Origin of the sequence: Sandaracinus amylolyticus (assembly GCF_000737325.1) — a bacterium.
GTDB classification, from domain to species: domain Bacteria; phylum Myxococcota_A; class Polyangia; order Polyangiales; family Sandaracinaceae; genus Sandaracinus; species Sandaracinus amylolyticus.
Map to the genome: position 1 here is coordinate 690,132 of NZ_CP011125.1, position 20,453 is coordinate 710,584.

The window sequence follows — 20,453 nt, forward strand, 5'->3', positions numbered from 1 at the left end:
CCGCTCCTCAGTTCAACTTGATGAGGCCGCCGGTGACGTTGACCGCCGCGCTGCCGCTGATGTCGACCTGCAGGCCGGTGACTTCGGCGCCGGCCGTGGCGCACTTCACCGTGGTCGAGGCTGCGGTGACGGTAGCTTCGGTCCCGCCGCTCAGCGTCGCGCCCGTCTGTCCATCGACCCGCGCGTTCGCGCCCGAGAGGGTGGCGTCGGAGTTGAGCTGCACCTGCGCGTTGCCGCGGGATTTCAGGAGTGCGTCGCCGTTCAGCAAGACCTGCGCGCCCTGTCCGGTGAGCTGCGCATCCGCACGCAACGTGAGATCGCCGCCGCTGTTCGCGTTGAGCTGTGCATCTCCCGTCAGACGTAGAATCGAGCTCTCCTTCGACGCGAGCTCGGTCAACTCCGGCGCGAGGTCCAGGTGTGCGCCGTCCGCCTGCACGAGCGTGATGCGCGTCGGCTCGATGAGGAGATACGAATCCCCCACCCGGAGCCTGATGCTGGTGACTGCGGAGATCTCGATCGTTTGGCCGACGTCGACGACGTAGTGGCCATCGGTGATCTTCAGCTCGGCGCCGGAGATGCTCTGTCCGCTCCCCTTCTCCGAGCCGGTGATCGTCGTCTTCGAGCTCCCGTTGATCGAGATGGTCTCGTGCTTCTCGACGTGGTGGGTGCGGGATCCGCTGACGGCATTCGACTGGTCGCCATCGACCGTGTTCGACTGGTTGTGCTTCACCTGGGTCGAGTGATCGTTCTCGACGACTTCGTTGAAGTCCTTCGACGCGTGGATGAAAATCTCCTCGGCATTCTTCTGATCGTCGAAGCGGAGCTCGTTGTACTTCTCGCCATCGGCCGGGGAGGTCTTCGTCTTGATCGTCGTGCGCGTCCAGTCGCGCTCGGTGCGGTACGGCGGCGGGTTTGCCGTCGAGTACAGCGAGCCGACGATCACCGGACGGTCGATGTCGCCGCCGATGAAGTCGACCACTACCTCGTCGCCGATGCGGGGAAACGAGAGCATGCCGCGGTTCGCGCCAGCCCACGCCTGCATCACGCGGATGAAACACGAGCTGTTCTCGTCTCCGACCCCAAGGCGATCCCAGGGGAACTGCACCTTCACGCGGCCGTAGTCGTCCGAGAAGATCTCGTGGTTGTCGGGGCCGACGACCCTGGCAGTGAGCACACCCGAGACGACCGGCTTCGGAGTTCGGCGGTCAGGCCGATACTGCACGTCGGCCGGAATGCAGGTGAACGAGTTCTCGTACTCTGCGGTCGCCTGCCCGTCGGACGGATCTCCGAGCATGTCGTGCATCTCGGCGGAGAACCCTCGGTGCGTCACGCTGACGAGCAGATACTCGCCATCGAGGTGGATCCGCGGATGACGGCTGAGCTCGAAGAGATGTCCTGGCGCGAACGCCATCACGACGCCGAGGCCGTGCGCGACGTTCTCGTCACGCTTGAGGAGCTGGTGCCGAACGCGCGCGATCTCCTTGATGTCGTTCTTCATGTAGACGGAGTCGCGGTAGTCGAAGAACGACGTCTGTCGGTCGTGCTCGTAGACTTCACGGTCGCGCGCGAGCTCATCCTCGCTGCGCTCCTCCGTATGAATTCCGACGTCGCTGATGATCTGCTGAGTCCAGTCGTACTCGCCGACGTACGCGCTGGTGCTGGTCATCTTCTTGCCGAGCTGGAACTCGTAGACCGGCTCTGCGGTTCGAATCTCATTTCGCTGTGAGACGAACGGAATCACCGTCTCGTCACCGAACGTCTTCGCGCGCGCGAACTTGACGTTGATGTCGACGAAGGTGATGCACTCCTTCTTCGTTGCCGCGTTGTGCACGAAGAAGTAGCCGATCCCTTCTTCCTCGCAGAGGCGATGGATGAAGTCGAGGTCGCTCTCCTGGTACTGAGTGCAGTACTCACGCGGCGCGTAGTCGGTCCTCAGTCGGCCGAGGTCGATCTCGCGTTCCGAGTCCTCGCCGCTCAGGTGCCGGTCGTATGCGGCGAGCGCGTTCTCGAGCACCTGCTCGATGATCTCGACGACAGTGACGTTCTGAAAGATCCGGCTGTCCTTGCGATACGACAGCGCTCTGATTGCGGGGACGACCTCGATGTGGACGACGAGTGCGCGATCCGTCGAGTAGCCGTGGACGATGCGATGAACGATCCCGCAGAAAGCGCGCTCGAGGTTCTCTCCGCGCGTCAGCTTCAGGCAGCAGTCGTGTCCGAGCAGCTGGCGCGGGTCGAGATCGAGGTTCTCGGTGACGAGCTCGATGTTCGCGACGTACGGGCGTCCGAGGTCCTCGGTGATGTTCATCCGACGGACGAGCCAGCCCGCGTCGTCGACGGCATCGCACTCGAACGCGAAGCGAACGTGACCGCGGTCGTCGGTGATCTCGGAGATGACGTCGCGAACGCCCTCGAGGAACGCCTCCGAGTCGGCGTCGACGATCTCGGCATTCGACGCGTCGGGCGCGGCACCCGCCGCCGCAGAAGAGGCCGTGGGCGCAGGCGTGCCGCTCCCACCGGTCATACCGGCGACCTGTGACGCAGCGCCGGCCGCCTGTTGTGCCGCGCCGGTCACCTCCTGCGCGGTCGCGTCCGCGCCAGTGACGTCGGCGATCTCCGAACCGAGTCCGGCCGCGCTGCCGACCGCGCCGAGCGCATCCTGAGCGTCGCCTCCTTGAGCGACACCAGCGAGCTGCGATCCCAGCTCCCCGGCTCCGCTCGCGACACCTAGCGCCTGCGCGGCCTCGTCGCTTCCGGCCGTGCTGGCGATCTGCGACCCGAGCTCTGCCGCGCCACCGGCGACGTCCAGTGCACCGTCCGCGCTCAAACCCGCCTGGGCCATGCCGGCGACCTGCGAAGCCACGCCCACCGCGCCGGCCGCGACGCCCAGCCCCTGTGCGACGCCCTGACCATCTCCGCTGGTGTTGCCCGAATCCCTGATGTCGTCGCTCATGACCCTCTCCGACTCGCGCAAGCGCATGCGCGCATCGGCTCCGGCTGCGCGCCGTTGCGTCGCCGTCAGCGCTCGCTCGCGGACGGGCTCCCTCGGCATGCGAACGCCTCTTCATCGGAGCGTCATGCGCGCCGTTGCTGCGCGCCGTTGAGGCACGGGCGTTGAACGATTCTCCGCGCAGCACGCAACGCCCGCGCGCGCGCCCCGATACGCCGGGCGACGACGAGGTGCCCCTGTGGAGACAGCTACGAGGTCCAAGGCGCAGGTACGCGTTCCTGAGCTCGACGGCGCTGTTCGCTTGCTCGAGCGAGAACTGCGACGCCGCCTACTTCCCACCTGGAACGGCGCTGGCTTCTACACCGCGCGGATCGAGCGCACAGCCGCGCGGCAAGCGAAGTGCGCTCTCGGGCTCTTCTCGCCAGATCGTCGCCAGTGCATCGACCCTCGCGCTCATGCGCCGCTCGTCGAGATCACTACGGCGCTCTCGGAGATCTGCGAGGCGCGGGGGATGGCGCTCGCTGCGTTCGTACTGGAGCTGGCCGCCGATCGCACATGCGTTCTTCGGGTCGTCGAAGACAACGGCTCTTTCGTTCGTCCGAGCTCACCCGGACTTCTGCGGTACGCACAAGCAAAGCTCCTCGCGTGTCAGACGGCCGCCGAAGCCGCGCGTCCGTTCGGCCGCGTCGACGTGTGGTCCCAAGCTGACGAGACCCGAGGTCCAGCCGTTCGGCGTGCTCGCACCCGTCACGCGGCACGGAGCGAGCGCCCGGAGGGTCGGCATCAACCCGCTGCGCGAGCGCGAGACGTGCACTGGCTTCCGAACTGACGACGCAATTCGATCCGCACGCGAGCCGATAGGTACGAGCGAATGTGGTACCCCGCGTACGAGTTCCGCTACTGCGCCTACGAGTACATCGTCGGCGAGAGCTTCCAGTTGTTGGAGCTCGAGCGCCGCCAGCGCGTTGATACCGGTGCCCCGCGCTACGAGCGCGTCGACCGGTACGAGGCCCAGCGTGTGCTCGAGACCGCCGCGCATCGCCTGCGTGACGAGCTTCGACATCTCGTCGGCACCACGACGCACTACACGACCGTCACGAGGTACAGCGACCTAGACGTGCTGCGGATCGTACTGGGCGAGGTCGGCTCGATCGCTGGGCGCATCGCACTCCTGCGGCGGCTTCACCCGCGTCTCGTTGCCGTCGCGACGCCGAAAGCGCGTCTGCGTGAGGTCGAACCGGAGCCGGAGCCCGAGCCGCTCTGGCTGGAGCTCGAGTTGTTAGACGAGGCGGGCGAGCCCATCGCGGACGCCCGGTACGAGGTCGAGCTGCCGGGAGGCGACGTGCGCAGTGGGTCGCTCGATAGCAGTGGACGCGCGCGCATCGAGGGACTCAGCAGCCGACGCGACGGCATCGTGCGATTTCCGGATCTCGAGACGGAGTACTCAGTCGGTCCCGAACGCTGAGCTCCGCGAGGACGCAAGATGCCGAAATACACCGTCCAGGCAAATGAGACCCTGCTCGATATCGCGGTTCGCGAGTTGGGGAGCACCGATGTGCGCCCGATTCTCCGCGACGAACGCAATCGAGGAATCTTCGCCACTGGTCGCACCGAGCACATCCTCAACCCAGGCGACGAGCTCTGGCTACCTGATGAGCGCCCTGCCGAAACGTCGGGCGTGACCGTCAGCGCAGGGCAGCGGAACGTGCTCGTTGCGCGGCGCCGGACTCGCCCGTTTCGCGTGCGCGCGCTCGGGCCTGACGGACAGGCGCTGGTCAACGAAGAGTACGAGCTTCGACCCGATCAAGGACCCACGGTGCAAGGCGTCACCGACCGTCGTGGATTGATCATCGCGCAGCTCGTCGTCAAAGCGCGGTCGGTCACGCTCGCGATCGCGTCGCGCGAGTACCGCGTTGCGATCGGCAGTATCGATCCCGCCCACACCACGGCGGGCATCCAGGCTCGTCTGAGGAACCTGGGCTTTTTGTTTGGTTCGTTGACCACAAATCACGCGTCGGCAGTGCAGGAGGCGCTTCGCGTCTTCCAGGCAACCCATGGACTCCGGCCGACGGGCATCGGTGACTCCGCGACGATCGCGCGACTCGTCGCAGCGCACGGGGACTAAAGATGGCGGACACGCTGGAGGAGCTGACTCACGAGCTCGTGGAAGCGGAGCGCGAGCTGCACATGCTCGAACCTCTCCGCGACGAGGCAACGGATGCGTACGAGCGCGCGCAGAGGCGCGTCGACGATGCGTACGCGGCGTTCTCCGCGGCCGTTCGAGATGAACAACCTCCGGGGCACATCCCCACGCACGACGACGAGTTCCAACTCGTCTTCAGCGAGCGCTGGCCGGTCGACGACTTCTCGAGCCCCGAGGACGATGGCGAGCGGCACCTGTCGGGTGATGGCGGAACGATCGTGGTCGAACCCGAGCGGAGCCCACTTCCGGGTGGCGCAGGTTCGGAGCAGCCCGGCGCCGACGTAGCAGGCACTGCGGACACTGCTGCAGCTGCAGCGACGGGAACGCTCCCTGCGGCCTGGGTCGTTCCGGAAATTCATGCATCTCCGAACGCGCCGTCGCCCACCGAGCCCGAGATCACGACGCCTATCGTTCTCGTGACGTACTCGCCCCCTGCACCCCCGGGTGCGAACGAATGGAGACGCCGCGGGCCGCCGCGCCGTGGCGAGACGCTGCAGGGGTTTCCGATTCAATCCGACGGTGGGGCGCCGTACGTACAGCTTGGGTCGCGGCAATACAAGATCACGCGAAGCAGAGGCGGGACGTGGGGCCTGCAGTACACCAGCGATTCTGGTGAAGCAGCGCTTGCGCGCGAAATCGAGCGCTGGGTGGGCATCTACCTTGCCCGTGGGCAGCTTTACCGAGCAGTCGCCGCCAGGGCATTCACGGTTGCGGCGGGCCACGAGGGCTGCGTATCGGCGATCAATACGTACGACGATCAGTTCCTTACGATCGGGGCGGGATTCGCCGGTGGACGGATGCAGTCGATGCTTCGGCGGATCGGGCAGCGGAGCCCGACCGCGGCGGCATTTCGGGAGATTCGCCCGTACTTCAACGAACGTTGCGAGTTCGTCGCGAACGATGCGAACAAGCGCACCATTCGATTCGACGTCGTGGCGATCGACAAGATCGTTCAGATCGCCGAGTCTCCGCAGGGTGCGCGTGAGCTCGGTCGCTGTGAAGTCGAAGAGTGGGTTGAGGGCAGCGCACTGCCCGAGCGGCCGAACGATGTCGTTGCGAACGAGGCGGCCCGAAGCGTACGTCCGGAGGTGCTCGGGATCGCGGCGTACTGCAAACACGGGCGAAGCGGGTTCACGCCGAACCCTCCTGCTGATCTGCTCACCGCGCGGCGCATTGGCGGTGAGGATCCGACCCGACAAGTTGCGGTGATCGTCAAGCTGCACCTGCAGCGGATCGCCGATTGTCGCGTAGAGCCAGGAGAAGACGTCCCGCCGGCCGCACCCGCTGCGCGTCCCGTTCCCGACGGAGAGACCGACCGACAGCGGCGCGCCCGCCAGCAAGCGGATCGTCGCGCGAGCGCTGCTCACACGCAGAGAGTTCGGACGTTCGAGGCCGATATCGAGCGAGAACGTGGGCTTTACCAGAGTCAGCCGGGACCGGCCCTCACGCGCCGGATGCCGAACAAGTTCACTCGTTTCGAATCGGCAATGCGAGAGGCCGGCTTCAGAGGCTTCACGTTCAATGCAGCGAGCGTGCAGGATATCATTCCTGGGGTGCGCCACCCGCCGCGCGAAACCGAAAGGCTCCTCGAGACTTGGGCCCCGCCTCGCGATTCAGCCCCCGATGACGGTCAGGTGTATGTCGAGTACAATTCGCACTTCTACTGCTTCGGCCCGCGCATCTCGTAGCGTCGTCGTTCTGCTGCTGATCGCATCGCATATGGGCTGCGGCGACTCCGCGCAGCCACCCGGGCACGAACAACCACCGACCGGCGGCCAGCGCGACCTGGACGAGCGCCCGTCTGCCGTCGCCGAGCCGGCTCCGGGGCGCCTGCCGGCCACCACGGACGTCCAGCCGCCGACTGCGCTCCAGGTTCCCGGTGACGAGGGCGCTCCGACGCCGGCACACCAGGTCTCGGCCTCGGACGGTCTGCGTCGATGTGAAACGCTCCTGAGACAGAACCGGCGTGTCGCCGCATACGAGTGCTTTCAGAACGCGTCTTATCCGCCCGCTGGCGAATTCGACGACGGGCGTGCCGCCTGCGGTGCTGGCTGGGGCCTGTTCCGGCTCGGGTATTTGACCGAGGCTGACATGCACCTCCGCGGTGGATTGGCTGCCGCGACTCGTGCGCGCGAGATCCGCGGCGAGGAAACGTTCGACGTCGTGCGTGCGGCTTGCCTGTACAACCTGGGCCGCGTCTCGGAGGCGAGAGGAGATCGCGAACGCGCCGAAGTGTACTACCGCCAGTCGATTCAGCTTCGACCGAACGACGCCGTCCAAGCGCGGCTGGTCGCCTTGCCTGACTCTGGGCGCGCGGGGGAGTTTCTGGAAACCTGTGCCAGTACCGCCGGGGTTGGAGCGCCGATCGGCGGGGAGGACGAGCTCTGTCGCAGACGGCTGTTGCGCACGATTGGAGGGTGGTACTCGGATGGCTTGTCGTACTGCGCGTTCGACCAGGACGATGACACGAATGCGACGCGGCTGAACGAGGAGTACGAGGCCGACGTTCTCTCGATGCACTCGACTTATCGGCAATATGACGAAGATGTGCTCGTGATTCGCGGGCGCGACAGTGTGTACGACCTTGCGTCCCTGGCCATCGCCTCTCCCAACAGCATGGAGTTCGGCGTGCGCGGGCGTGCACGAAGTCTCGCTGTCCGCACGAGCGCGCAACGGATCCCGGAGATCGTCGCGACGGCGGAGCATCTCGACTACGACGACACACCCATCGAGGACCCGATTCGGCTCGCAGACTGCGGCGGTGCAGAGCCGTGCAGCACACTCGCGCCACCCGGCTATCGACCGCACCACTTCGAACGGCGACGCACTAGCCACGTCGTGTGTCGACCGGTTGACGAAGAGTTGTGGTGGTGCGGAACTTTCATTCAGGACACTCCGCCGACTGCCGGGGCGATCGACGAGCGATATCGTTCACGCGGGTGCGCTGCGGAGCCTTGAACTGACCGGAGGCTAGCTCTGGTTCTTGCAGATGGTTTCGATTTTCGAGAACGAGCGTGGGTTCGTCGACGAGAACGGATACCGAGTGTTCTTGGAGCTCGTACAGGCCAAGGCGGTGAACTTCACGGATCCGAAGCGCCGATCGAGCGTGACGGCGTACTGACGCCGCTGGGAGTGCCCTCCGATGCTTCGAAAGCGACCGGTCATTCAGACGCTACAGGCACCTGTGGATGTCTCGGCAGCAACACGGGAGCGGGTCGAGCGAATTGTCACTGCCGCACGGCAGGAAATCGAGCTCGCAAACCATGACGGGGCGTTCCGATCGCTCGTCCGAGCACGAGATGACGCCGAGCACCGCGGAGCGGCGCGCGAGTCGATCGCACTGTCGATCGCGTTCGCGCATCTGCTCCTCGAGGAATCGGAGCTCGACGCGGCGCGCATCGAAGCCTTGTCCGCGGCGCTGCTCGCGCGGCGAGTCCGTGCCTTCGGCCTCGAAGCGCAGGCGCGGGTTGCGCTCGGCGCGGCGCACTTCGCCAACCACGATCCGGAAGCAGCGATCGCGTCGTTAGTCGCGGCCGGCGAGATCGCATTGCGGTCCGAGATGTCGTCCTGCGCCATCGACGCGTTCCGTTGTGCTGCGCAGGTTCTCGCGTGGCTTGGGCGCGACGAGGACGCGCTCGACGCGCTGCTGAGCGCGCTCGCCCTCGCGGACCACACGCTGCCGGACGGCGGCAAGCCCGACCTCAGCGCCGCCGTCGAGGCGACCGTTGCGCTTTGCTTGTTGCACGGCCTCGAGGCCCAGGCCGAGTCGCTGGTGTCGCTGCTGGTCGAACTGCAGCAAGGAGCCGCGAGCCGCGTGCCGCAGTCGGGTGTGTTCGAGGCCGGCGCGCGTCCGACTCCCTCGCCGTGGAGCCCGACACCCTGGCCCACCCAGCTCTAAGGCGACGCGCGATGCGGCGGATCCGGACGCGTGAGCTCGCCTTCGGTCGGGATGGCCACGGGCGGCTTGGAAGCACGGACGCGGCGGGCGAGATCGCGGGCCGCGACGGCGGAGACCTGCATCGCGCCAAGTGCGTCGAGCACATCATCGGCGGTCGCGGTGCGCGCATGACGCTCCGTCGCGAGCAGGCCGTCAACGAGCGCAACGACGGGCTCAGGAAGATGCGGCGCGACCTCGCGGAGGTCGTGTCGACGCCCCTCGACGGTGTTGCGGAAAGTCGCGAGGTCGCTCAGTCCGTCGAACGGCCGCACGCCGCCTGAGAAGAGCTCGAAGAGAACGACGCCGAGCGCGAAGAGATCGGCGCGCCGGTCTTCGTGCATCCCGAGTGCCTGCTCGGGCGCCGTGTACGAAACCTTCCCTCGCGCGCCGCCGCTTTCGGTGCGCTCAGCCGCGTCGATCTTCGCGATGCCGAAGTCCGCGAGCTTCACCGCGCCGTCGTAGCTGATCAGTACGTTCGACGGGCTCACGTCACGGTGCACGACGCGTGCTGGCGCGCCGTCCACGTGACGGAGCTCGTGTGCGTACGCGAGCGCCTTGCTAAGCTCCGCCGCGATGTAGAGAACCACGTCAACCGGGAGCGGCTCGCCGCTGGCGCGCATGCGATGAACGACAACGTCGAGGTCCACGCCGTCGACGAGCTCGAGCGCTTGCCACCACGTTCCAGCGTGGCAGCCGAAGTCATACAGCGAGACGACGTTCGGGTGCCGCAGGAGCGCCGCGAGCCGCGCCTCGTCCTGGAAGCGGCGAACGTACTGCGGGTCCTTTGCACGCGTCGCGAGCACACGTTTCAGACACACGCGTTGGACGAAGCCGGCGCGTCCGGAACGCTCCGCAACGAAAGTCTCGGCCATTCCACCTCGACCGAGTCGCGCGAGAAGTCGGAAGGGGCCGAAGGGCTCGTGCATGACGCGAATCCTCGTGGGTCGTCTGTATGAACGACGGCGGAAGCTGCCTGGCGAACTGGTGCTCGCACCGCGGCAGGGTCCATCAACCCAAATGCCGGGGCTGCGCGGCCGCATCAGGATCGTCGGTCATTAGCAGGCGCCACGAGTAGGGCCGCACACCTCCACGCCGGTAGTTGTAAGCGTAGACGCCGGGATGAACGGTATTTCGCACCTGACGACCAAGGGCGAATGACAGGCACATGGGTGTCGCCGCGAAGAGATGTACACGGCTGATGGAGTCAACGCGAGCGATGCGCTCCAGCGCCTCCCTGAACGTGCTCGAGTACGCTTCGATCTGCGTTCTACTCCGGACGATGTCGAGTGCGGGCGCATCCACAGCGAGCCTCACGATGGGCATTTCGCCGACCGAGGAGACGATCTGGTGTGTCGTGACCGGGTAGCTTACGCCCACCGAGATCGCGACGTCACGCGTGTCGCCGAGATCGTCCGGTTGATGAACTTTCAGATCCGGGAACGGCGTCGTGGACTCCCCAAGCCACCGCCATACGTTTCCGTCGCGCTCTCGTTCGGCGTAGTGCACAGACATGCGTGTGCCGAGGAGGTGGCCCATGTGAATTGCTAAGGGGACGTGGGCAATGCCGTAGTACGCGAGTTCGACGTCAGGCACGCTCTCGAGATGCCCCCAAAGGGCGTTCCTCGCTCGCAGGTGCTCCACGACGACGGCACGCAGATCGACAGCGTTTTCACGCGCGCACGGCGCGCGAACGTCAGCCACGACCTCGTGAACGTGGCGGAACAGAAGCGGCATCGAGCGCGCGAGAGAGCGATCGGGGATGAGCTCCATCGACCGGTGCAGGAGTGTGACGAACGCTGGCATCGCGTCGCGCTTCTTGGCGAGCTCGACCGCTTCGCGGGCACGCTTCTCCGCTTCGGATTTCCACTCGCGGAGCACGTCTGCACTGAACGGTGAGCTGTCCGCGTCCACGATTTCGTGGCAAGCGCAGCACAGCCAGATCCCGTTCGTCGCCGCACGGCGCTGCTCCGGCGTCAGCGTTTCGTCGTAGCGGGGCCCTCCCTTCGCTGCAGAGGTGATGTGACCCGCCTCCCCGACGCTGACGGACTTTGACGGGTCGGAGTGCGGTCCCGCGGTGATCCGGCCACAACCCGGCTTCGAGCACACCGACGCGACTCGGCGCTCGAGCTGGCGCTTCACGTCGGGCGTGAAGTCGTCCCTGTTGCGGCCCATTAGGCGACGCGCACTTTGCGGTTGGCTGTCGCGATCACCCGTCCGTTCCGCACGATCTCGCAGCGCATCGTATGGTCGCCGCGGAAGCGAGTATGACGCCAGGTGACGAGGTCGCGGCCTTCTCGAGTGTGACCTAGGTCGGCGGCAGCTTCGGCCTCGTCGCCTTCGTTCTTCACCGTCCAGCGGACGACGTCGTCGCGCTTGAGCTCGTGCGCGACCTCGAAGCGGAGCCACATTCCTTTTGGGAGCGGCGGCTGCGATGACCGGTACGAAGCCTCTCGAAGAGGTCCGTTCTCGTGTTGGGCCACGCGGATCGTGAGGTTCACCGCGGTGGTCGCATCGGTCTTCGTGTCCTGCTCGGTGACGAAGAAGTCGTGCCGAAAGACAGAGTTCCACGCCGTTCGCGCGGTCGCCTCATCGCAATTGCGATCGTCGAGCACGTCGAGTTTGGGCAGGAGATCGTCCAGGCGCTTCTGCAACCGACGCACCTGTGCCTCGGTCTGCGGTTTCCCTGTGAGCTCCTGGGCCGCGTCGACGGGGCTGAAGACGCGCTGGTTCTTCACGAGCCGATCGCGTAGCGCGATCAACGTCTTTCGCAGGGAGACGTCGTCCCGCGACGGGTCGTGCTGGTACACCTCCGTGACGAGGGTCGTCGCAATCATGCCGCCCGGTAGGCTCCATGATCGACGCGACGCGCAGAATCGCTTCACGAACCGGACGATTCGGCGGAGCTGCCCCCGTTCGACATCGATTAGCCAGAACGGACTGAGCGCGTTCACCCGGTCGGTGAACCACTGGGTCACCTCCGAGGGATCGCGGGCAGTCCAGTCCGCACCGGCGTGCTCCAATCCCTTCGCGGTGCGCCGGTAGACGGCGAGATCCACGTGGTGGCCCTCCGCATACCACACAGTGACAGCGTTCGTACGGGCCTCGGGATCACGAAGAAATGTCGCGCCGGACTGGAGCAGTGCCTCGGCGACTCGCTTTCGTGAATCCAATGCCGAGGCTGGGAGCACGGACTCGTCGAAGATCACTCCGGTGTCGATGTCGTAGTCATCGTCCGGATGCTGGTTGAGCGTGTGCATCGCATAGCTGCCCTGGTCGAGATGACTCTCGAAGGTCGCTTTCGACGCGCCGCGAATGGGACCCAGCTTCTCCAGGCCACTTTTCAGCCGGTCGAGGTTGGTGTCGCGCAGCTTCGCCAGCCTCGCGCGGCCATCTCGACCGAGCCGCAGCTTCTCGTTGTAGAACCGGTTCAGGAGCTTGCTTGCGTCGTACATCGTCGTCGCCTCTCGCGAGTGTTCGACGGAACCATGCCGCGGGACTGACAGCACAAGACGATCCCGACACGTCGATACGCGTACCAAGGTGATCCCGGCGCGGAACTCGGCGGGTCTAGTGACTCGCTCTCAGATACTCGATCGTCTCCCACATCACGCGACAGTCGACCTCGTTGTAACGCTCGACCTCGCGTGCGAGATCGATATCGCGCAGCGCGCACCCACGCTCTCGCGCCTCGCGCTGTGCCGACCACGCCGCGACCATCGCGCCGAGCCCGTCCGTCGGTCCGTCGGACCACGACGTCTTGACGAGGCCGTGCGTGTGCAGCGCCTTCGCGATCGCTTTGAGGCCGAATCCGAGCGCACCGCGCACCACCACCGGCTCGGCCTTTATCACGCGGTTCAGGAAGTCGAACCACTCGGGCACCGGCCACTCGGCGCTCGGGTGCCGACGGCGCGCGGAATTGTACGCGGTCTCGAGGTTCGACACTTCGGCGGGCGACCAGTGGAAGACGCGTGGTGCGCCCTTCGTGCCACGGCGGGCCTGGACCGCGCGCATGTGGTCAAACCACGCGGTCAGCACGCGTGCCTCGCTCTCCGCGTCGAGCGCGTCTGCGGTGAAGCAGCGGAACACCCAGTCACCGTTCTCGATGTGACCGCACCCGACCATGAAGATCAGCGGCTGGCCGCCGCGCTCGGGGAGCTTCTCGAAATCGTCGTCGAGATCACTGATAGTCTCGAAGTCGACGAAGAACTCGAGCTCACTCGGGCGACGCCACTCGCCCTCCGCGACCTGAACCCTTGCGGGTCGAACCGGAGGTCCCGACGCATCGCGGTTGACCTCGAGCAGAGCGTCGAAGACAGGCTTGGTCTTCGGGCCCTTGAGCCCGACATCTTCGGCCGTGAGGCGCTTGTCGTCCCACGCGCGGATCTTCTTCTCGATCGCCGCCGCGCGGCGGTCGACGCCGACCTGCCAGAGCAGCGTGAGATCCTTCGTCTCGCTCGCAATCCTCCGCTTCGCGCCGTGCCACGGCGCGTCGAGCGTGTTCTTCATGTTGGGTCGCAGGGCGTCGTCAGAGATGAGCGGCAGCACGCTCCACTCGGAGCCGCGATCACGCACCTTGCGCACCCACTGCACGGCGGCTTCGACCTCGTCGGCGAGGCTCCGCCCCTTCGCGAGCCGGCCGTCCTGCGGGACCCACGCCAGACGGTCCATGCACGAGCGCCCGCGCGCCTTGCCCTGTTCCCAGCCCCGGCCGAGCAAGAACGACGAGGGCGGCAGGAAGCCCTGAGCGCGTCCGAGCGCGCGATTGTAGAGGAAGAGCTGCGCCTTGTAGGCGCGGGCCGAGCCCTCGTTGCCGAGCTCGCCGGACTCGAGCAGGTGCAGCGTCGTGAACTTCGCGTCGACGACCCGGTAGTGCCAGGGCCGCTCTCCGAGCCCGGGAGCCCTCACGCTCGCGACGCTCGGCGCGTCGGGCCGCGTCGCATCGAACCACCCGGCGTCGAGCTCGAGCGCGTCGGGGAAAAGGCGCTCGAGCACGTCGCTGCGGACGAGCAGGTCGGGCGCGCCGTAGGTGCGGGTCTCGAGATCGTGGAGCACGGCCTCGTGAATCACCTCCACGCCATCTCGCATCGCCGCGAGTGTCTCCTCGGCCTTGCGCGGATCGGCAGTGTGTTCGGGACTCCTGGAGATGCGCACCACGTTCGCGCGCTGCGAGATCAGGCGCACCACCGCCTGCTCGAACTCGCGGCTCTTGGTCATTACGAAGCGCGTGAAGTCGGTTCGCGGATCGAAACCCGGCCTCGCGTCGTCACGCTCGAAGCCCTTCTCCACGCCGTAGAGATCGAGCCAGTCGAGCAGCGGATCCGCGAGCATCCAGCTCCGGGTCCGAGTCGCGGCGACCCAGTCCTCCCAGCCAGTGCGGTTCGCGTCGGTCCGCGCCGGCCGAGCGGTCTCGGCGTACGCGATCCGCAGCTCGTCATCGGCTTCCAGCGTTCGCGCCGGCGCGGGCTCCACGAGCTCGAAGCGGGACGGCTGCGCGATCCCCCGGAGCAGCGCCGGGATCGCGGACGCGTCCTCGAGCACTTCATAGCGCCAGCGGCCGAACCCGCCGTGGTGGTTGATCGCCTTTACCCAGCGCTGAGCCGCGCTCTCCTTCGTCTTCGCGTCCTCGTTCCGCCAGCCCTTGGTCTCGAGGATGACCGTGACCTCGCCGCCGTCGTCGGCGCGTACGCGCACCAAGAAGTCGGGCAGGTACGAGCGCGAGACCATCTCGTCGCCGCTCGCGCGGATCTCGTACGGGATCACGAAGCCGAGCCGGTCGTTCTTCACGTACGAGACGACGACGTCCGCCAGGTCTGCGTGCTCCAGGTAGAGCATCGCCTGACCTTCAAGCCCGCTGTCGACGACGAGGTGCGAGACGTGGCTCCGGGTCGTCGGATGCGCGGTCTTCGTGGTGCGGAACTGCACATCCTCGGTCGAGCCAATCGGTCGGTGTCGTTCGATGCGCGGCAACAGAGGCGTCTCGCCGAGATCGTCGTCGGGCTCGATCGCGTCGAGGATCCGCGTGCGCACCTTCTCGGCGTATTTCTCGAGCGCGACCTCCTCGCGGCGCGCCCCGCCGATCGCGACGAGGCGTTTGTCGAACACGTCCTCGACGATCGTGAGCACCTGCGGGAAGAGGACCTGCGCCTGACCGGGTGACCACGTGCTCTCGCCATCTCCGGCGTGCGCACGGGTCATCTGCCGCACGATGTCGGCGGCGATGCGGAACGCGGTCTTCTGCAGGCGATGCTCTTCGTGGAACGGAAGACGGGTGAACGTCTCCAGCTCCTCCATCACTCCCACGAACTTCCGGCCGCCCTCGGTGGGCAGGCTGGGCGCGACCTGGGTCAGTGTCGTCTCGACACTCGGCTCGATCGTGAGCGATGGGATGCTCTCCACGTCGCAGCGCACGCGCTGCTTCACGTCGAGCACGTAACCCTCGACGCGCGGGAACTCGATGGCCAGGTGCTTCCGCGCCGGGTCCGCCTGCACCAGCGTCGAGGGTTGAGGCGGCTTGGGCGGACGGGTGCCGGTGCCCTGCACCGGGATGACCTCGAACGGCACGCCGAAGATGTCGGCGTACTCCGGCTCGAGCATCCCGTCGTCGTTCACCTCGTAGCTCATGCGGCGCAGCGCGCGCCCGACAACCTGCTCGCAGAGAAGCTGCGACGAGAACGCGCGGAGGCCGAGGATCTGCGTGACGTTCTGCGCGTCCCAGCCCTCGGTGAGCATCCCGACGCTCACGACGCACCGGACGTGCTTGCCGGGCGGCTCGGCGAGCTGCGCGCGCGCCTCGTCGGGCAGGTTCTGCACCGAGGCCGGCAGCACGCTGCCCTCCCACTGCGCCTTGCCGACCGTGGCGACCTTCAGGCGCAGGAGCTGCTCCTGCACTTTCTTGCTCGCCCCGCCGGTCTCGGACTCCGCTTCCTTCAGCACCGACGTGTCGATCTGGAACGACACGTCACCCGCGAGCTCGCCGAGGACGTAGCCGGCCCGCACGTGCTCGGCGATCACCTGCGCGATCTTCGTGTTCGCCGCGACGACGATCATCGCGGGCGGCACCGGCTGCCCCGACGCGCGGAACTCCGCCAGCGTCTCCTGCCACTTGCCGGCGAGCATCGACAGCGCGCCCTGCGCTTCCCGCCACACCGCGTCCGGGCTCGGCGCCGCTCGCGCTCCGCCGCGCTCCGCGGGGCTGAGCTTTTCGAGCACGGTGCGCCAGAGGTGGAAGTACTGCGGATCGGGCTTGCCTGAGTCGTCGCGCACCGGGATGCGCGGCACCTTCGTGATTCCGCTCTCGATCGCGTCGACGAGCGAGAAGTCGCTCACGATCCACGGCAGCGGCTCGCCCTCGGGGCGACCCGAGCCCTTGAGCGCGAAGGGTGTCGCCGAGAGGTCGATGCAGAGCTTGATGCCGGGCTGCTTCGGGCCCTTGCCGAGCACCTTGTTGATGCGGTCGAGCCCGCCGACCCAGACCGTCGCCTCCTCGGCCTCGTCCTTCGCCTCGTCGCGCTCGTCGCGCGAGAGCCCCTCGAGCTCGGTCTGCTGGTCCTCGATCGGCTTCGCGGGGCGCCACGCGTGGTGCGCCTCGTCGTTGAGCACGAGGATCTGCTGGGCGCCGCGCAGCTTCTTCAGCACGCGCCGCACGAACGCGGCGTCGCTCTCCACGCCGCGCTGCACGACGCCGCGTTTGCCCTCGTCGGAGCGCACGAGGAACTCGTGCCAGTTCGAGATCTGTACCTTGCCGCGCGCGAGCAGCTCGCGATAGCCGCGGGGCACGAGGTCGAAGCGCTCGTAGTAGCTGCCGGCGACGTTGGGATCGAGGACCCCGAGCCGGTCCTTCACCGTGAGGTTCGGCGCGACGACGAGGATCGCGTCGGTGAAGCGCCCGTCGGTCTTGTTGGTGAGCCTGTTCAGGATCGACCACGCGGCGAGCATCGCCATCACGGTCGTCTTGCCCGACCCGGTCGCCATCTTCGTGCAGTACCGAGTGAGCGGCAGGTAGCCCTTCGCGACGCTCTCGGGATCGACCGGGACGTCGGGCTCGATGCGGATGCCCTGGCGATCCGCCTCCGATGCCTCGACCAGGTAAATGATCGTCTCAGCGGCCTCGCGCTGGCAGAAGAAGATCGGGCGCCGGGCGGGGTCGTTCCAGTGGTCGAGGAGGTCGCGAGTGGTGCGGCTGACGTTGGGGTAGTTGCGCGCGCGCCACTCCTTCACTCGCGCTCGGATGTCGTTGACCGTGTGGAGCAGGATCTGCTGCTGCTGCGCGTGCGCGACGTCGCCCGCGCGCTCGGTTCGCGCGAGCCCGGTGTAGCCCGCGGGGCGCCGCCCCTCTCCCACGCGCGCGCTGGGCCCGGAGAAGTCCCAGTAGCGCGTGGGCTCGTGGAAGGGGCTGTTCAGGATCGGGTTGTCGACCGCATTGCGCGGCAGCTCGTGACTCACGGGCGCCTCACTTCTTCAGCGCGCGGCGCGCGTCGACGATCTTGATGACCTCGTTGCCGCGATCGTCGATGACCTTGACCGCGACCTTGTGCCCCGGCTTGAAAGGCAGAGACCGCGTGGTGCGGAGCTGGGCGAACTTGTCCTCGTCGATCGCGCCCTTGAGTGCCTTCTGGAGCTTCTCCCAGGCGTTCGCGCCGCCGCCGGGGAAGAGCGCCTGCGAAACGCAGAAGCTCTTCCCGTCGTAGTCGTGGTCGACCAAGATCGCCGCCGCGCCGTCGCCCTTCGCGCTCGAGGTGAAGCCGGTGGTCGGGTCGTAGAGGTCGATGCCGACCAGTTCGACCGACACCAGCGAGCCGCCGTTCTCGGGGTGCACCCGCACGTCGGGTGCGCCGAAGACGGCGAAGAGCTGATCGGTCTTTCGCTTCTTGAGCAGGTCGCCGACCAGGATGTCGGGCGCGGCGTGGGCGAACATGACCTCGCGCCCCGGTACGCCCGCGTCGATCATCTTGCGAGCCTCGGGGTCGCACGCGAATCCCGCGAACACCAGGACGTCGGCGCCGCGGGTCTCGGCAATCGCGCCGAGCACCTGCGTCGGCGTGACCGGTCCGTGCCGGGGTCCGAACGAGATCGCGAAGGTGCGGGGATCGCCTTCGGCGTCCGAGCCGCCCTCGGCGTGGAACCACTCGTAGTTGCCCTTGACCGTGCGGAGCGCGGGGAACCGGATGCGCTTGTTTCCCGGCAGCACGATGCCGGTCTGGCGCAGCAGCTCGACCATCGTCGACAGGTAGTCGGTGACCGCATCCGAGAAGTGCCCCGGCACCGCCGCGGACTTGGACACCGGCCCGCCGGCGTCGCGCTGCGTGTCCTCCATCGACGGCAGCGGGATCGCCTCGACCGTGAACGGCCCCGAGACGCGCACCCGTTTCTTGTCCTCGAAGGGCTGGTCGTAGAGCGTCTCCTGCTCCGCGCTCTCGCGGATGACCCGATCGATCTCCTCCTTGGTCTTGCAGGCATCGATCTTCGGATTCTGCGCGATCGACTTGAGCGTGATGTGAGGGACGGTCTTGTACTTGAATCCGTCGCGCACTCGATTCGAGCGGAGCTCGTAGTAGGGGAACTTCGCTGTGATGAGCCGCTGTCGAGCGAGCGAGAGCGCGACGCGGGACGTGTCGCAGGTAATCCAGCGACGTCCCCACTGCTCGGCCACGTAGGCAGTGGTCCCGGAGCCGCAGGTCGGGTCGAGGACTAGATCACCAGGGTCGGTGGTCATCAGGATGCAGCGCGCGATCGCCTTCGTACCAGTCTGGACGACGTAGAGCTTCGCGTCACCGAAACCACTTCCCCGAGTGTCGTCCCAGATGTCGTTCCGCGGCTTGAACGGGAAGTCGTCAAGATAACGAATGAACGTCAGCGTGTTCCCCACAGGCAGCAAGCGGCCAGCCCTCTGGAGGCGGTCCAATCCTGCCTTGTCGGATCGAAAAGTACCGGCTCCTGGAGTGAAGCGCTTCCCGTCGAGGTAGTACTCGCGAAGGTCATTTCCCGAAGCAGGCCGCTGATTGGTCAGCGGGTTGGGCCGATACGCACGCGCACGTGGAGGCAGGGCATCGGTGCCGTCGGCCTCTCGGTCGGTCATTCGGCGTCGCGTACCGTCCGCGAGCTCAACGAATCGAAGGTTGTCATCGTCTACAACCGATCGAGGCTCGAAGACCGGACGGTATTTGACTTTGCCCCTGTCGCGGGCGAACCAGAGTAGAACGTCGTAAGTGTTATCGAGCAGCTGCCCGCCCTTTCCAGTGGTCTTGCGGAAGACGACTTGGCTGACGAAGTTCTCTGCGCCGAACACTTCGTCTAGTACGAACCGCACACGATGTACGTTCTCATCGCTAATCTGAACGAAAAGACTGCCCGCTTCGTTGAGCAGGTCCTTGGCGACGAGGAAGCGATCACGGAGATAGCTGAGATAGCTATGAATCCCGAGCTCCCAAGTGTCGCGATACGCCTGGACCTGCTCGGGCTCGCGGGTGAGACTCGCGTCGTCGCCGTCCTTCACGTCTCTCCGTGAAATCGACGGCTGAAAGTTCGAGTTGAACTTCACGCCATACGGCGGGTCCATGAAAATGCACTGGACCTGACCGGCCATGTTCTCGCGCTCGAGCAGCGAGTTGATCACCAGCAGCGAGTCGCCGAGGATCATCCGGTTCGACCAGCCGACCTCGTGCCCGTAGAAGTCGATCTCCTTCGACGACGGGAGCTCGGGCTTCGCGAACAGGTTGAGCTGACTCTCCTCCTGCTCCTCGCGCTTCACCGCCCGGAGGATCGCCTGGGTCGAGACGCGCTCGTGAATGTGCAGGCTGACGGTGTCGATCTCGAACTTGGCGTGCTCCTCCTTGCCGGCCCAGACGAGCTGCGGATCGAGGTGGGGGTCGTACGCGTATTCCTTCTTCCGCTTGGCGGGTAGGCGCTCGAACTCCACCAGGCCAGCGGGCGGGTTGTTCTTGCGCTTCTCGTCGTGCCGGTACTCGCCGACTTCGCCCTCGAGAGAGGTCTGGTTGCCGCCCGCGCGCTTCTTCTTCGTCGCCATCCCGCTCTCGTCCCTCTCGCCACCACGTCCCGCGTCGCTGCTCTCGATGGTGAGCTTGCCGATCAGGCGATCGACGAGGATGCCCTTTTCGCGCCCCCGCTCGTCGAGGCCCAACGCCCGACACAGATCTTTCAGCCTGTCGCGTGGCAACTCGACGAGCTCGACCGCAAGGTCCACGCGACGTGCCCTCGCGATGCCGTCCACTAGGCGATCCCGCACGCGGCGGTCGGACACCTCGATGCCGTGCGCGTCCACGATCCGCAGCAGCTCGTCTCGTGCGAGCTGGGACAGCACGTCGCGCTTGCTCACCATGCGGCGAGAATGCCGTAGGGACGACCGA

Annotated in this window: 12 protein-coding genes; 6 read left to right on the forward strand and 6 right to left on the reverse strand. The window is 66.5% G+C overall.

Going from position 1 to position 20,453, the window contains the following annotated elements; translation table 11 throughout:
* Positions 1 to 7: 7 nt before the first annotated feature.
* Positions 8 to 2,953, reverse strand: a complete 2,946-nt coding sequence (locus DB32_RS02790) for a type VI secretion system Vgr family protein (RefSeq protein ID WP_157068651.1) — start codon at positions 2,951 to 2,953, stop codon at positions 8 to 10.
* Positions 2,954 to 3,821: 868 nt separating this feature from the next.
* Here DB32_RS02790 and DB32_RS02795 point away from each other — a divergent pair.
* The 6 genes from DB32_RS02795 to DB32_RS46320 are packed head-to-tail and all read left to right on the forward strand — an operon-like array spanning position 3,822 to position 9,051.
* The gene (locus DB32_RS02795; RefSeq protein ID WP_053230867.1) at positions 3,822 to 4,415 is read left to right on the forward strand and encodes a hypothetical protein; all 594 of its coding nucleotides are present in this window, start codon (positions 3,822 to 3,824) and stop codon (positions 4,413 to 4,415) included.
* An 18-nt stretch (positions 4,416 to 4,433) separates the two neighbouring features.
* Positions 4,434 to 5,075 carry a peptidoglycan-binding domain-containing protein gene (locus DB32_RS02800; RefSeq protein WP_053230868.1) on the forward strand — a complete coding sequence of 214 codons (642 nt, stop codon included), beginning with the start codon at positions 4,434 to 4,436 and terminating at the stop codon, positions 5,073 to 5,075.
* A gap of 2 nt (positions 5,076 to 5,077) precedes the next feature.
* Positions 5,078 to 6,841: a hypothetical protein gene (locus DB32_RS02805; RefSeq protein WP_053230869.1), complete on the forward strand. Its 1,764-nt coding sequence runs from the start codon at positions 5,078 to 5,080 to the stop codon at positions 6,839 to 6,841.
* A gap of 31 nt (positions 6,842 to 6,872) precedes the next feature.
* Entirely contained in the window at positions 6,873 to 8,111 is a 1,239-nt protein-coding gene (locus DB32_RS02810; protein ID WP_053230870.1) for a tetratricopeptide repeat protein, read from the forward strand.
* A gap of 31 nt (positions 8,112 to 8,142) precedes the next feature.
* The gene (locus DB32_RS50375) at positions 8,143 to 8,274 is read left to right on the forward strand and encodes a hypothetical protein (protein ID WP_157068652.1); all 132 of its coding nucleotides are present in this window, start codon (positions 8,143 to 8,145) and stop codon (positions 8,272 to 8,274) included.
* 21 nt (positions 8,275 to 8,295) lie between these two features.
* Positions 8,296 to 9,051, forward strand: a complete 756-nt coding sequence (locus DB32_RS46320; protein WP_157068653.1) for a hypothetical protein — start codon at positions 8,296 to 8,298, stop codon at positions 9,049 to 9,051.
* On the opposite strand, the gene DB32_RS02825 is transcribed toward DB32_RS46320, so the two are convergent.
* From DB32_RS02825 to DB32_RS02845, 5 genes are all read right to left on the reverse strand, one after another.
* The gene (locus DB32_RS02825; protein ID WP_169791311.1) at positions 9,048 to 10,016 is read right to left on the reverse strand and encodes a serine/threonine-protein kinase; all 969 of its coding nucleotides are present in this window, start codon (positions 10,014 to 10,016) and stop codon (positions 9,048 to 9,050) included. The two genes, DB32_RS46320 and DB32_RS02825, sit on opposite strands and share 4 nt — an antisense overlap.
* A gap of 82 nt (positions 10,017 to 10,098) precedes the next feature.
* Positions 10,099 to 11,229, reverse strand: a complete 1,131-nt coding sequence (locus DB32_RS02830) for an SAVED domain-containing protein (RefSeq protein ID WP_169791312.1) — start codon at positions 11,227 to 11,229, stop codon at positions 10,099 to 10,101.
* A 32-nt stretch (positions 11,230 to 11,261) separates the two neighbouring features.
* On the reverse strand, positions 11,262 to 12,542 hold the full coding sequence (locus DB32_RS02835; protein WP_053230875.1) for a nucleotide-binding domain-containing protein: 1,281 nt from the start codon (positions 12,540 to 12,542) through the stop codon (positions 11,262 to 11,264).
* Positions 12,543 to 12,657: 115 nt separating this feature from the next.
* Positions 12,658 to 17,532, reverse strand: a complete 4,875-nt coding sequence (locus tag DB32_RS02840; RefSeq protein WP_053230876.1) for a BPTD_3080 family restriction endonuclease — start codon at positions 17,530 to 17,532, stop codon at positions 12,658 to 12,660.
* A gap of 7 nt (positions 17,533 to 17,539) precedes the next feature.
* Positions 17,540 to 20,422 (reverse strand): site-specific DNA-methyltransferase, encoded by a 2,883-nt coding sequence (locus DB32_RS02845; protein ID WP_169791313.1) that lies wholly within the window; start codon positions 20,420 to 20,422, stop codon positions 17,540 to 17,542.
* Positions 20,423 to 20,453 lie beyond the last annotated feature (31 nt).